A 14,066-nucleotide genomic window follows, 5' to 3' on the forward strand; every position below is an offset into this window, starting at 1 on the left:
TATATCCTCGGTGATAGCTTTCGGCCATGGCTACAGCGCAGGCAAAGGCCGGCCGCCGCGAGTGGATCGGCCTCGCGGTTCTCGTCATGGTGACACTGATCATCAGCATGGACATGACCGTGCTGTCATATGCCCTGCCGTTCATCACGGCGGACCTTGAACCGACCAGCAGCCAACTCCTCTGGATCACCGACGTCTACGCCTTCGTGCTGGCCGGCCTGCTGATCCCGATGGGAACGCTGGGGGACCGGATCGGGCGCCGTCGGCTGCTGATGATCGGCGCGGCCGTGTTCGGTGCGGCATCCGTGGCCACGGCCCTCTCCACCAGTCCCGGCATGCTGATCGGGACCAGGGCGGTGATGGGCGCCGCCGGTGCGACCCTCATGCCGTCGACCATGTCGTTGATCCGCAACATGTTCCACGACGAGAACGAGCGGCGTGCCGCGATCGGGCTCTGGGCAGCCGGGTTCTCCGCTGGCGGCGTCATCGGCCTGGTGGCGGGGGGTGCCCTGCTCCAGTACTTCTCCTGGGGCACCGTCTTCGAGATCAACGTTCCGATCATGGTGCTCCTGCTGATCCTGGCCCCCCTGCTGCTACCGGAGTTCCGCGACCCGGCGGCCGGGCGGTTCGACCTGATCAGCACGGTGCTGGCCTTCGTCGCGGTGCTGCCGACGATCTGGGGCATCAAGCAGTTCGCCGAACACGGGGCGGACTGGCCGCCGGTGGCCGGGGTGGTCGGCGGGCTGGTCTTCCTGGCCGTCTTCGTGTGGCGGCAACGACGCCTCGCCGACCCGGTGATCGACGTCCGGCTGTTCCGCGCGCCGGCATTCAGCGCGGCGGTCGTGATGAACGTGCTCGCCAACTTCGCGCTTGTCGGCTTCATGTTCTTTATCAGCCAGTACCTCCAACTGGTGCTCGGACTGCGTCCGTTCACCGCCGGGCTGTGGTCGTTGCCGGCCGCCGCCGCGGCGGGCGTCGGCGCGGCGGTGCTGGCTCCGATGTTGGCGCAGCGCTTCCGGCGGGCCTACGTCGCGGCCGGTGGCCTGCTGGTGGGCGCCGCCGGCTGCCTGGTGCTCGCCCAGGTCGGCGACGAGGTGGGCCTGACCCAGGTGGTCGTCGGTCAGGCGCTGATGACCGGTGGCGTCGCGATGGTGCTGACGTTGAGCGCCGAGCTGATCGTCTCCACCGCGCCGCCGGAGCGGGCCGGTGCCGCTGCCGGGCTCTCCGAGACCGGCAGCCAGCTCGGTGCCGCGCTCGGCGTCGCGATCCTCGGCAGCATCGGCACGTTCGTCTACCGGCAGCAACTCTCGGGCACGGCGCCGGACGGGGTGTCGGCGGATTCCTGGGCGACCGCCCGGGAGACCCTGGGTGGCGCGGTCGAGGAGAGCCGCACGCTCACCACCGCTGCGGGGGACACGCTGGTGGCGCTGGCGCGCGCCGCTTTCGCCGCCGAGTTGCGGGCCGCCGCAGTCGTCGCGGCCGGCATCCTGCTGGTGACGGCGGTGCTGGCCGCCGTGCAACTGCGTAACGTGGGCGCGTCGGTGCCGGGCCAGGACACGTCGGGTGGTCAGGGCGGGCCCGTCACCCCGGCCGCTGCCGCCCGGCCGCCGGCCGACGGTTCCGCCGCCCCCGACACCGACGCCGCCACGGTCGACGCGGCACCCGTCCCGGTCGACACGGTGCCGGTCGGCACGGTCGTCGAGGGTGCCGGCCCCACCGGTGCCGCGCCCGGCCCGGAGGTCCGGATCGGACCGCCCACGGCCGCTCCGGCCGACACCCGTCCGGCCCATCCGGTGGCCTGAGATCCGCATCCCGCTGCCGGGCTAGGGGGGCCGGGGCTCCCGCGTAGGGGTTGTCCCGGCCTCCCGGTGTTCCTACGCTCGCTTCGTCAGCGGGCACCGGCACCGCAGCGACGCTGTCGGCGTGCCGGCCGGGACACCGCTGGCCCGGGGACCTCCCGCTGTAGACGTCCCGCTGCGGGGCGCGTGCCCGCGGCGTCGATCCCCGAAGGACCAGTGATGACGGCAACGCTAGAGAACGACCTGTGGGTGCGGCGGTTCCACCCGTCGACGTCCAGCGCGATCCGGCTGGTGGCGCTGCCGCACGCCGGTGGCTCGGCCAGCTACCTGTTCCCGGTCTCCCGGGCGCTCACGCCCACCGTGGAGGTGCTGGCGATCCAGTACCCCGGCCGGCAGGACCGTCGACACGAGCCGGTGCTGGACACCGTCGCCGCGCTGGCCGACGGGGTGTTCGGCGCGCTACGGCCATGGCTGGACCGGCCGGTGGCGCTGTTCGGCCACAGCATGGGTGCAGTGATCGCCTACGAGGTGGGGCTGCGGTTGCAGCGGGAGACCGGCCGGCCGCCGGTGCGGCTGTTCGCCTCCGGCCGCCGGGCCCCCTCCCGGGTCCGCGACGAGCGGTACGTGCACACCCGCGACGACGCCGGGGTGTTGCGGGAACTGGCCCGGCTCAGCGGGTCGGACCCGCGCGTGCTGGGCGACCCGGAGCTGCTCCCGATGATCCTTCCTGCGGTGCGCGGGGACTACAAGGCGGTGGAGACCTACCGGGCCGATCCGGAGCAGCGCCTGGACGCTCCGATCACCGTGCTCACCGGCGACGCCGACCCGATGACCACGCTGGACGAGGCGCACGACTGGCGTCGGCACACCACCGGCGAGTGTGACGTGCGGGTGTATCCGGGCGGGCACTTCTACCTCAACGACCACGCTGCCGACGTGATCCAGCTGATCGCGACCGAGTTGGCGCCGCTACGACCCGGCGGGCCGACCGGCTGATCCGCGACGACGACTCAGGGGGCACCGGTAGCGCCGGTGCCCCCTGAGTCGTGCCGTCATTCGGCGATCTTGGTCCGCATGGTCCAGCGGAAGACCACCACCTGTGAGGCGTCGTCGTTGAGGCCGTCGTGGTCACCAGAGCGTTCGAAGTGCTCGTAGCCACCCAGGTAGGGCACCTTGATCCGGCCGGTACCGGCCGGTGCGCTGCGGGCCCTGGTGGTGGCCGGCAGGCCGACCGGGCCACCCTCCAGCAGCACGTCGAAGTGGTCGTCACCGCGAACGTCGCTGAAGCGCCGCGGGCTGCTCACCGATGTGAGATCGTCCACGATTTCCTCCTCGGCTGGGGGCGGAGACGCTTTCGATACCGTGTCGTACGTCACTGCCCTCGGATGGTTCCAGCCTGACGTCAGGGAAAGCCCACGTATACCCGGAAGCCACCCCTAACCCGCCGGTCCACCACTGGATTTCAGCCGCCGGTCAGCCTGTGGTCACTTTACCGACTGGCCGGTCGCATTTGCGATGCCTGTGCCGATGTCGCATGGTCGACAGGAATGCGGCAAGCTTTGAATTGCGCCCGTAATAGCTCCGTCTTCTCACCGAAACTCAATTTTTCCTCAAGAGTAAATTGCCCGTTTTAATGCTTCTGGCCCGTTCGATGGTGGTGTGACGAGGTCGTAGTGGTCGGAGGGGGCTGAGGCTGACTTGGCGTAAATGTTCCGGTAGGAACCCTCTGTAGTGGTCCTTTTCCAGGTCAACGACCTGCTGGGTGATCGATTCTGCGGCCATCTGCGCAGGTGGGCGGGGTGGACTGGTTGTTGGATCATGAATTTGCTACCGATTGGTAATTTCGTGGTCGGCGCCGTCGACCCGACATAACGTCACCCTCGTGCGTAATATCAGTGACGAAGTATCACCACCCCACTACCGTCTTGTACGGGTGTCTATGTATGCTGGGGTCGCCGTCGAGGCGCGGTGAAAGCCGTCATTAAATTGACCATCTTCATTGAAGGACCCGGTTTGCAGGCTGACGTGGTCAGTGGCCGGGTAGGCCTCGGCGGACCGCGTGGCATCGAGCCGAACGGTTTCGTCGGGGGCCTGTCCCGCCAGGCGACAGCGCCCCGTTCGATGCGTCACCGCTGACCTGGGGGGAGACGGGTGGAATTCGTGGAGAGAACCCGCGAGCTTGACATCTTGCGGGACCTTTACTCCGGAAGCATCACGGGCAGGGGACGGGTCGTGCTGATCGGCGGCCCCGGTGCCACGGGCAAGACCGAGCTGTTGCGGGCCTTCGCCGACCACGTCGAGGCGACCGGCGGTCTGGTGCTGAGCGCCGCCTGCTCACGGGCTGAGCGACTGCTGCCCGCCGCCGTGATGGGGCAACTGTTCCACAGCGTGCCGCTGCCGGCCGAGACGCTGGGCCGCATCGCCGCGTTCGTCGAGGCCGGGGAGGCCACCACCGAGGGCGCGGTCGACATCAACACGGTGCGCGGGATGTGCGCCGAACTGCTCGACCTCGCCCGGGAACGGCCGCTCGTCCTGCTCGTCGACGACGTCGAGTTCGCCGATGAGGCCACCCTGCAGACCCTGCTCTACCTGCAACGCCGGCTCACCGCCGCGCAGCTGCTGGTGGTCCTCACCGAGTCACCCCAACCCCAACCGTTCAATCCGGAGTTCCGCGCCGAGCTCACCCGGCACGCCTGCTTCAGCAGCATCCAGCTGGCCCCGCTCTCGACGGCGGGGGTCGTCGAGCTGCTGAGCGGCTGGATGGACCGGGACACCGCCGTGGCGCTCGCTCCGGCGTACCACCGGGTCAGCGGCGGTAACCCGCTGCTGTTGCACGCGCTCGGCCAGGACCGGCGGGCCGCGGGGGCGCCCGACGGCACCGAGGTGGTCGTCGGCGACCAGTTCCGCCAGGCCGTGCTGGCCTGCCTGCGGCGGTGGGACCCGGTGATCCTGGAGACGACCCACGGGTTGGCCCTGCTCGGCGACTTCGCCACCCCGGCGCTGCTGGGCCGGCTGCTGGACAGCAAGCCGGCCCGGGTCCAGTGGGTACTCGACGCGCTGGCCACGTCCGGCCTGCTGGACGCGGGCCGGTTCCGCCACCCGGCGGTGCGGGCCGCGGTGCTGCACGACCTCGCTCCGGAGGCGCTGTCCGAGATGCACGCCCGCGCGGCCGAGTTGCTGCACGCCGAAGGCGCGCCCGCCTCGGCGATCGGGGACCACCTGCTCGCGGCCGGCGGCCTGGTCGAGCCCTGGTCGATCACCGTGCTCCAGGAATCGGCGACGCACGCGCTCGCCGAGGACCGCGTCGACGACGCGGTGGAGGCGCTCAAACTGGCTCACGAGATGTGCGACGACGCCCCCCGTAAGGCGGCGTTGACCGCGCTGCTGGCCGACTGCCAGTGGCGGATCAATCCGGCAGCGGTCAGCCAGCACCTCCAGTCGCAGCGCGACGCGCTGCGCGCCGGGCACCTCTCCGAGCGGCACGCAGCGGCGCTGCTGCGTTACCAGCTCTGGCACGGCCACCGGGAGGACGCCCAGGAGACGCTGCGGCACCTGCGTACGGCGCGACAGCAGTGGGACGCCACCACCGCCGCCGAGCTGGAGGGGTGCACCGAGTGGCTGCGGCTGCACTTCCCGGTCGCCTTCGCCGAACTCGACGCCACCCCCGGCATCCCGACGACGACCGCGCCGGCCGTGACGGCGGCCCGCGCGGACGGCCCGCTCGGGTCGGCCACCCCGTCGCTGACCGCCGTCCTCACCGACGGGGCGACCGAGGACGTGATCGCCCGCGCCGAGCAGGTGCTCGGTAGCCACCTGCTGGTCGACGTCGGACTGGAATCGGCCCTGTGCGCGTTGCAGACGCTCGTCTGGGCCGACCGGATGGACCGGGCCGTGCACTGGTGCGACGTCCTGGGGGCCGAGGCCGGGGCGCGGGGTGCCACCACCTGGCACGCCATCCTGTCCGACGTGCGGTCGCACATCGCGCTACGGCAGGGCGACCTGCCGCTCAGCGAACGGTTCGCCCGCGAGGCGCTGGACGCCATGTCCCCGCACAACTGGGGGGTCGCGATCGGCTCGCCACTGTCCAACCTGCTGCTCGCCAAGATCGGTATGGACAAGCTGGACGAGGCTGAGGCACAGCTCAAGCACGTCATCCCGGATGCCATGCGGGACACCTGGTTCTGGCCGCTCTACCTGCGGGCCCGTGGCCACCTGCACCTGGCCGGCGGACGCGTGCACGCGGCGCTCGCCGACTTCGAGACCTGCGGGCAGCTGGCCACCCAGTGGGGGCTGGACCTGCCCACCCTGCTGCCCTGGCGGGGCGATCTGGCCCAGGTCTACCTGCGGTCCGGCCGACCCGAACTGGCCCGGGGGATGGTGACCGAGCAACTGTCCCGGCCCGGCGCCGAGAACGCCCGCACCAGGGGCATCTCGCTGCGGCTGCTCGGGTCGGCGCTCGACGTCAAACAACGGGTCAACAGCCTGCGTCAGGCGGCCAACCTGCTCCAGGAGGCCGGTGACCGCTACCAACTGTTCCTCGCCCTCGCCGCGCTCAGCAGCGCCCACTACGGGCGCGGGGAGTTCAACACCTCACGGGTGGTGGCCCGCAGCGCGATGCAGCTGGCCAAGGACATCCAGGCGCAGGCGCTCTGTCGTCGACTGCTGCCCGGCGGGGACGCCTCGGGCGGTGACGAGGCGGAGGCCCCGTCCGAGCACGAGGAGATGTCCCGGCTCAGCGACGCCGAGCAGCGGGTCGCCACGCTGGCCGCGCTGGGTCACACCAACCGGGAGATCGGCAAGAAGCTGTACATCACGGTGAGCACCGTCGAGCAGCACCTGACCCGGGTCTACCGGAAGTTGAACGTCCGGCGACGCACCGAGCTGTCGCTGGGGCTGCCGATGGACGCCACCGGGGCCGGGCTGCTGGCCGTGGCGCCGAGCGGGGCCGAGCGCTCCTGGGCGCACTGGGAGTCGGCGGCGGTACAGGCGAGCTGAGCTGGTGCGGAAGGCTCGAAAGTCGACCCCGCGGCGTGGGTCTAGACCCACCGCTTCGGGTCATTAGCTCCATAGAGCGCCGCCTGCCCGTTGCATAGCGTGAACGTATACCCACCGCCGTCAGGCGACGTTCTTCTGCGGGGAGCATGAGGTGAACTGGAATAAAGACAATCGGACGCCCACCAGCGGTGCCGTCGACGCGGTCCGACTGGGGGACGTACGCAAGACATACGGGCGCGGCGACAACCGGGTCGACGCCCTGCGCGGCGTCACCATGAGCTTCCCGCGGGGCAGCTTCACCGCCGTGATGGGGCCGTCGGGCTCCGGCAAGAGCACCTTCCTGCACTGCGCGGCCGGGCTCGACGTGCCCTCGTCCGGTTCCGTGATGCTGGACGGCAAGGAACTCAGCGGCATGAACGAGAACCAGCTCACCATCCTCCGCCGCGAGCGGGTCGGCTTCATCTTCCAGGCGTTCAACCTGATGCCGGCGCTCACCGTCGAGCAGAACGTCGGACTGCCGTTCCGGCTGGCCGGCCGCCGCCCCGACCGTTCCTCCGTGGTGGAGGTGCTGGGCCGGGTGGGGCTGGCGGAGCGACGCAAGCACCTGCCGAGCGAGCTCTCCGGCGGCCAGCAGCAGCGGGTCGCGATCGCCCGGGCGCTCATCATGCGGCCGGCGGTCATCTTCGCCGACGAGCCGACCGGTGCGCTGGACACCCAGACCACCATCGAGGTGCTGCAACTGCTCCGCGAGACGGTGTCCAGCGGTGGCCAGACGATCATCATGGTGACCCACGACCCGGTCGCCGCGTCCGCCGCGCACCGGGTGCTGTTCCTCGCCGACGGCCAGTTCATCGGTGAGCTGGAGTCGCCGACCGCCGACGTGGTGGCCGAGCGGATGACCCACCTGACCGCGTGGCAGCAGAACCGGTCGCCGCAGTCCGCCGGCAGGGGTGGCTTCTGATGACGTACCTCGCCTGGCGCACCCTGCGCTACCGCAGGCTCGCGTTCATCGCGACCTTCGCCGCGGTCTTCCTCGGGGTGGCGCTGATCGTCGCCTGCGGTGGCCTGATGGAGACGGGCATCCGGCTGGCGGTCCCGCCGCAGCGCCTGGCGGCGGCCGACGTCGTGGTCAGCGGCAAGCAGACCTACGGCGTGCCCAAGAAGGACCCGCAGGACACCAAGGACATCAAGTCCGTGCCACTGGCCGAACGGTACTGGATCGACCCGACCCTGGTGAACAAGATCCAGGAGGTGCCCGGGGTCGAACGGGCGATCGCCGAGTCGTCCTTCGTCGCCACCGTCGTCCGCAACGGGGCACCGGTGATCGTCGGCACCCAGTCGCTGGGCCACGGGTGGGAGTCGGCCCAGCTCGGGCCGTACAAGCTCGCCGGGCAGCCGCCCGCGCAGGCCGGCCAGGTCGTGCTGGATCGGGCGGTGGCCAAGCTGGCACGGGCCAAGGTCGGTGACCGGGTCGACGTGGTGGTCGGTGGGGTGAGCTCCTCCTTCCAGGTCAGCGGCATCGCCACGCCGCCGGTCGAGACGGGCCAGACGGCCTTGTTCTTCTCCGGCGACGACGAGCGGCGACTCAACCCGCACACCGGCAGTGCCGATGCGATCGGCGTGGTGGCCAAGCCCGGCACCGACGTGGAGGCCCTGCGCGGCAAGATCGAGCGGACCCTCGCCGATCGCAAGCTGGTGGTGCTGACCGGCGACGACCGTGGGGCGGCCGAGTTCCCCGAGGCGGTCGGCGGGCAGGCCGGGCTCATCCCGCTCTCCGGTGTGTTCGCCGGCATGACGGTCTTCGTGGCGATCTTCGTGGTCGCCAGCACCCTCGGCCTGTCGGTGCAGCAGCGGCAGAAGGAGATCGCGCTGTTGCGCTCCATCGGCGCGACGCCCCGGCAGATCCGGACGATGGTCCGCCGCGAGGCGCTGGTGGTGGCGGTCGGCGCGGCGATCCTCGGCTGCGTGCCCGGTGTGGTCCTGGGGCCGCTGCTCTTCCACATCGTTTCGGAGGCCGGGGTCATCTCGCCGGTCGTCGAGTTCCACCAGGGCTTCCTTCCCTACCTGATCGGTCCGGCCGTCGGGATCTTCGCCGCGCTGATGGCCGCCAACGTCGCCGGTCGGCGTCCCTCCAAGATCCGGCCGACCGCTGGTATCGCCGAGGCCGCCCTCCAGCGTAAGTGGGTCACCTGGCCCCGGGTGGTGTTCTCGTTCCTCTTCTTCGGCGGCGGGTTCGCGCTCTTCCTGGTGACCGCGATCGCGATGAGGGGCCCGGTGGCCTCGGCGACCGCCGGACCGGCGGTGATGTGCTGGGCGATCGCCATCGCGCTGATCAGCCCGGGGCTGACCAAGCTGCTGGCCGCTATGCTCAGCGTGCCGGCGCGGGCGTTCTTCGGACTCGCCGGTTACCTCGGCACGATCAACGTGCGGACCCGCGCTGTCCGGGTCGCCTCCGCGGTCACCCCGATCATGCTGGCGGTGGGCCTGGCGCTTGCCAACTTCTACATGCAGACCACCCAGAACGAGGCCGCCGAGCGCTACTTCTCCGACAACCTGCGTGCCGACGTGGTGCTCAGCTCCACCACCGGGGGATTCCCCGCCGACACGGTGGCGGCGATCCGGTCCGCGCCGGGCGTCGAGGAGGCGTCCGCGTACGTCACCAGCGCCGGTTGGATCAACAAGCCGTACGACGGGTCGCACGTCGAGTCGCCGTGGCCCCTCCAGGGGGTGAACGGGGCCAGTGCCGCCGGCATCACCGGGGTGCAGGCGAGCGCCGGCAACCTGGCCGATCTCACCGGTGACACCGTGGCGCTGCCCGAGGTCGCCGGGAAGAACCTCAACGTCGGCATCGGCGACCAGATCACCCTGCGCCTCGGTGACCGGTCGGCGGTGGACGTACGGGTGGTCGCGCTCTACCCGGCGAAGGAGGGGTACGAGACGATCATGCTTCCCGCCGAGCTGCTCGCCGCCCACAGCACCACCGGGCTGGCCCGGCAGATCCTGGTCACTGCCGAGCCTGGCACCGACCGGGACGCGCTCGCCGCCACCCTGCGCAAGCAGACCGCCGGGCAGCCGGGGACCCTGGTCGAGGGGCACGACGCGATCACCACGTTCGCCGAACGCACCAAGACCCTGGCCTGGGTCAACTACCTGCTCGTCGCGCTGGTCGCCGGCTACACCATGATCTCGGTGGCGAACACCCTGATCGTGGCGACCGCCGGTCGACGCCGGGAACTGGGCATGCAGCGGCTCGTCGGCGCCACCCGGCAACAGGCCCTGCAGATGCTCAGCGTCGAGGCCGGCATGGTCGCCATCATCGGGGTGGTCCTCGGGACCATCGCCTCCGTCGCCACCCTGATGCCGTTCAGCATCGTGGTGCTGGGACGACCGGTCCCTTCCGGGTCGGTCCTGATCTACCTGGCCGTGGTGGCCGGCGCCGTGGGGCTCACCTTCGCCGCCACCCTGCTGCCGGGACGGCGGGCGATGCTCTCCCGGCCGGCGGAGGCCGCCATCGCCGTCGAGTGACCCGAGAAATCCAGGAACGCCCCCGGTCGTCCGACCGGGGGCGTTCCTGCATCGACGTCGGTGTCGCGGAACCGGGCCGGCACGCCGCCGCGGTGCTGCTCCGGTAGGGCCCGGTCGGGTGGGTCAGGAGACGTCGGCGCGGGTGCCGTTGAGGTACGCCAGCACGGCCAGCACCCGACGGTTGCTGTCGTCCGCCGGGGCCAGGTCGAGCTTGGTGAAGATGCTGGTGGTGTATTTGGCGATCGCACCCTGGCTGACGATGAGGCGTTGTGCGATGGCCACATTTGAACATCCCTCGGCCATCAGCTTCAGCACCTCCCGCTCGCGCGGGGTGAGCGTGGACAGTGGCTCCCGGCGGGAACGACCTGCCAGCAGTTGGGAGATCACCTGCGGGTCCATCGCGGTGCCTCCGCCGGCCACCCGGCGGATGGCGTCGACGAACTGGTCGCTGTTGAGCACCCGGTCCTTCAGCAGGTATCCGATGCCGCCGCTGGCGTCGGCGAGCAACTCTTTGGCATACAGCTGCTCGACGTGCTGGGAGAGCACGAGGATGGGCAGGCCGGGGCAGCGGCGTCGGGCCTCCAGGGCAGCCTGGATCCCCTCGTCGGTGAACGTCGGGGGAAGTCGCACGTCGATCACCGCGACCTCGGGGCGGATGGTCACCAGGGCGTCGAGCAGAGCCGGTCCGTTGTCGACCGCCGCGACGATCTCGAAGTCGTACGACTCGAGGAGCTGAACCATCCCCTGCCTCAGGAGGAAGAGGTCCTCGGCGAGTACAACGCGCACGGCAGCTCCAGGATCGCGACGGTCGGCCCACCTTCGGGACTGCTGAGGACGAGCGTCCCGTCGAACGTAGCACAGCGCCGCTCGATGCCCCGGAGTCCGGTGCCGAGGGTGGCGTCCGCGCCGCCCTGACCGTTGTCGATCACCACCGCCCGCAGTAGACCTGCCTCGTGACGCAGGTCGATGCTGACCCGGTCGGCATTGGAGTGCTTGACGACGTTGTTCAGCAGTTCGGACAGGGCGAAGTAGACGGCGGACTCCGCCGGGGCGGCCATCCGGCCGGGTACGTCGGTGGTGACCTCGACGTCGATCGGGCTCTCCAACGCGATGGCCCGGATGGCGTCCTCCAGGCCCCGCTCGGCGAGGACCGGTGGGTGGATCCCCCGGATCAGGCAGCGCAGCTCCTCCAGCGCGGTGGCGGTGGCGTTGCGCGCGTCGACCAGCAGGGTCTCGGCGGCGTCCGGATTGGTCCTCAACTGGCGGTTGGCCGCGCCGAGCTTCATACCGATCGCGACCAGCCGCGCCTGTGCGCCGTCGTGCAGGTCCCGTTCGATCCGGCGCAGCTCGGTGGCCTGGATGTTGATCACGTCCGAACGGGTCTCGGAGAGGTGCCGCATCCGGGAGGCGATCACCGAGCGCTCACTCGGCCCCAGGAGCGACCGGGCGAAGTGCGCGTGGCCGGCCGTCACGTGCGGGGCGACGGCCGCCCAGAGCCCGAATACCGCGAGACTGACCAACGCCCCGAGCGCCGCGTGCGGCCAGGAGTCCAGCGCGGTGAAGCCGTACCAGAAGTTGACCCCCGACTCCCGCATCAGCATCCAGAACCCGGTGGAGAGCACCAGCCCCTCCACCGAGTAGACCAGCAGGGTGAGCGGCAGCAGCCCGAGGGCGAACCCGACCAGCGTGTTGAGCAACAGGAACAATAGGTCTCGCCAGGTCGCCGGGTCGGTGAGAATGGACCGGCAGCGCTGCACCCAGCCGAACATCCCCGGTTCGAGCGGCGGCAGGGGAAGATAGGGCGTGGCGATCGGTACCCCGCAACGGGCGGCGACGTTCCGGCACAGCCCGGTGAGCCGGCGGACCAACGGTGTGACCAGTGGCAGCAGCAGCACCCCGACACCGAGCAGAATGAACGCCGTGGCAAGGGTGGTGACGATGAAGAGGACCAGGCTGAGTGCGGCGGTGGCGACGAGCACCACGCCCCGCCCGGTGGCGTACAGGGCCCGGGTCAGTGCCCGCCCGGTGAGGCCGATGGCGACGGCGACGTCCATGTTCTCCGGCTCTCTCGGTCAGGATAGATCGATGGTGGTGCCCGCGCTCAGTGGCGTGTCGTGGACGACCAGTTGGCGCAGTTCGGTGCCGACCGGCGTGTCGTAGACCAGCGAGCCACTGACCGTCGCGCCGGGCTCGATCTTCTTCGTCAACCGTTGCGTGTCCGGATAGTAGAGCAGGGAACGGGTGTCGGGGGTGTACCCCCGCCCGTCGGCGTCGACCAGCCGCTGGCTGAGCGGCCAGACGATGGTCCCCTTGGAGCCCTTGTTGACCACGTCGACGTCGACCATGCAGAACACGCCGTCCGCCTTCTGGGTCAACGGCCAGAATCCGATCTCCCGCGACCCGCAGTGCACCCCCGTCACGGTGAACTCCAGCGACCCGTCCTGCCCGGTCGCGGTGGCGGGGGTGGGGCTCGGGGTGGGCGACGGGCTCGGGGTGGCGCTCGGCGTGACGACGCCGGTCGGCGCGGACGGACCCGGCCCGGCGGACGGCGCGCCCCGCTGGTCGGCCTGCCGCATCGCGACCACGCCCAGCACGACGAGGGCCACCACCGCCACCACCCCGGTCAGCACCGCCGGCCAGGACGGCGGCGGGCGACGCGGCGGCGGCGTCGGGGCGACCAGGGTGGCCGGCTGGCCGGCGCCCGGGTACCACCGGGTGCCGTCGAGCTGCTCGGTGGTGGCCGCCACCGGCTCCACCGCCGACCGGATGCTGGCCGTGTCGGCGCTGCCGACCAGGATCAGCATCGCCTCCCGGGCGGTGGGACGCTGGCGGGGCTCGGTGCGCAGCGCCCGCGCGACCACCGCCGCCAGGCCGGCGGGCAGCCCGCTCAGGTCGGGCGGGCCGGCCGGGTGGACCCGGGGGTCGACCGGCAGCCGGCCGGTGGCGGCCCAGCCGACGAGGATGCCCCAGGCGTAGACGTCGGCGGGCTGGGCGGGCGGGAAACCGGCGAGCCGCTCCGGGGCCAACCAGCCGGGGGTGCCGTACGAGGGGCCGGTGGTCGGGTCGAGCGCCTCGATCAGACTCGCCAGGCCGAAGTCGATGACCTTGGGGCCGAACGGCGACAGCAGGACGTTGCGGGGGGTCAGGTCGCCGTGCGCCAGCCCGGCGGCGTGGATCGCGGTGAGCCCGGCGGCCACGCCGACGGCCAGCGCCTCGGCCTGCGGGCCGGAGAGCGAGCCGTGCCGGGTCACGTGCTCGTGCAGGGACGACCCGGTCACGTACTCGGTGACGAGGTAGGGGACCGGCCCCTGCGGGTCGGCGTCGAGCACCCGGGCGGTGCAGAAGTCGGCCACCCGGCCGGCGGCTGCGACCTCGCGGGCGAACCGTCGCCGGAACTCCGGCCGGGATCGCAGCTCGTCGTGGACGACCTTGACCGCCACCCGGCCCCCGCCCGGGGCCTCGGCCAGGAAGACCACCCCCATGCCGCCCGAGCCGAGCAGGCGACGCAGCCGGTAGGGCCCGACGTGCTCCGGATCGCCCGGCCGCAGCGGTGACCCCGGCTCGGCCACTGCGCCGCTGGTCAGCTCGCCCATGTAGACAAGTGTCCCATGTCGGATCGAGGCACGCGCCCCCTGCGCCGTCCCCGGTGGACGCCCCGGAGAGCCCGTCGTCCGGCCCCCCGCAGGTGGGTCGTGGTAGGGGATCGCTAAGGGTTGGCACGGCCGGGGCCGGAACCTAGCGTGTGGT

At 71.2% G+C, this 14,066-nt stretch carries 9 protein-coding genes; 5 read left to right on the forward strand and 4 right to left on the reverse strand.

All coding sequences use genetic code 11. The features are described 5' to 3' along the window. The first annotated feature begins 26 nt into the window (after nt 1-26). Together FJK98_RS09500 and FJK98_RS09505 are read left to right on the forward strand one after the other, a co-directional pair. Nucleotides 27-1,802: an MFS transporter gene (locus FJK98_RS09500; RefSeq protein WP_145918691.1), complete on the forward strand. Its 1,776-nt coding sequence runs from the start codon at nt 27-29 to the stop codon at nt 1,800-1,802. Nucleotides 1,803-2,018: 216 nt separating this feature from the next. Next, nucleotides 2,019-2,795: a thioesterase II family protein gene (locus FJK98_RS09505; RefSeq protein WP_145918692.1), complete on the forward strand. Its 777-nt coding sequence runs from the start codon at nt 2,019-2,021 to the stop codon at nt 2,793-2,795. Nucleotides 2,796-2,851: 56 nt separating this feature from the next. Here FJK98_RS09505 and FJK98_RS09510 read toward each other — a convergent pair whose 3' ends face one another. Continuing rightward, nucleotides 2,852-3,121 carry a DUF5988 family protein gene (locus FJK98_RS09510; protein WP_240762714.1) on the reverse strand — a complete coding sequence of 90 codons (270 nt, stop codon included), beginning with the start codon at nt 3,119-3,121 and terminating at the stop codon, nt 2,852-2,854. A gap of 829 nt (nt 3,122-3,950) precedes the next feature. Between FJK98_RS09510 and FJK98_RS09515 the strand changes: the two genes are divergently transcribed. From FJK98_RS09515 to FJK98_RS09525, 3 genes are all read left to right on the forward strand, one after another. Beyond that, entirely contained in the window at nt 3,951-6,794 is a 2,844-nt protein-coding gene (locus FJK98_RS09515) for a LuxR family transcriptional regulator (protein ID WP_145918693.1), read from the forward strand. A 151-nt stretch (nt 6,795-6,945) separates the two neighbouring features. Then, entirely contained in the window at nt 6,946-7,755 is an 810-nt protein-coding gene (locus FJK98_RS09520; RefSeq protein ID WP_145918694.1) for an ABC transporter ATP-binding protein, read from the forward strand. Further along, entirely contained in the window at nt 7,755-10,319 is a 2,565-nt protein-coding gene (locus tag FJK98_RS09525; protein ID WP_145918695.1) for an FtsX-like permease family protein, read from the forward strand. The genes FJK98_RS09520 and FJK98_RS09525 overlap by 1 nt, the downstream gene beginning before the upstream one ends. A gap of 123 nt (nt 10,320-10,442) precedes the next feature. Here FJK98_RS09525 and FJK98_RS09530 read toward each other — a convergent pair whose 3' ends face one another. The 3 genes from FJK98_RS09530 to FJK98_RS09540 are packed head-to-tail and all read right to left on the reverse strand — an operon-like array spanning nt 10,443 to nt 13,912. Further along, complete coding sequence (locus FJK98_RS09530) at nt 10,443-11,105, reverse strand: response regulator transcription factor (RefSeq protein WP_145918696.1); 663 nt, start codon at nt 11,103-11,105, stop codon at nt 10,443-10,445. After that, complete coding sequence (locus FJK98_RS09535; RefSeq protein ID WP_145918697.1) at nt 11,069-12,373, reverse strand: sensor domain-containing protein; 1,305 nt, start codon at nt 12,371-12,373, stop codon at nt 11,069-11,071. Before FJK98_RS09535 ends, FJK98_RS09530 begins: the two co-directional genes overlap by 37 nt. 18 nt (nt 12,374-12,391) lie before the next feature. Next, entirely contained in the window at nt 12,392-13,912 is a 1,521-nt protein-coding gene (locus FJK98_RS09540) for a serine/threonine-protein kinase (RefSeq protein ID WP_145918698.1), read from the reverse strand. Nucleotides 13,913-14,066: the final 154 nt, after the last annotated feature.

It is taken from the genome of Micromonospora sp. HM134 (genome assembly GCF_007833915.1).
In the GTDB taxonomy this organism is placed as follows: domain Bacteria; phylum Actinomycetota; class Actinomycetes; order Mycobacteriales; family Micromonosporaceae; genus Micromonospora; species Micromonospora wenchangensis.

Bases quoted from the DNA above. Each gene is read 5' to 3' on its own strand.
- FJK98_RS09500 (WP_145918691.1), top strand. From the start codon at position 27: ATGGCTACAGCGCAGGCAAAGGCCGGCCGCCGCGAGTGGATCGGCCTC.
- FJK98_RS09505 (WP_145918692.1), top strand. From the start codon at position 2,019: ATGACGGCAACGCTAGAGAACGACCTGTGGGTGCGGCGGTTCCACCCG.
- FJK98_RS09525 (WP_145918695.1), top strand. From the start codon at position 7,755: ATGACGTACCTCGCCTGGCGCACCCTGCGCTACCGCAGGCTCGCGTTC.
- FJK98_RS09535 (WP_145918697.1), bottom strand. From the start codon at position 12,373: ATGGACGTCGCCGTCGCCATCGGCCTCACCGGGCGGGCACTGACCCGG.
- FJK98_RS09540 (WP_145918698.1), bottom strand. From the start codon at position 13,912: ATGGGCGAGCTGACCAGCGGCGCAGTGGCCGAGCCGGGGTCACCGCTG.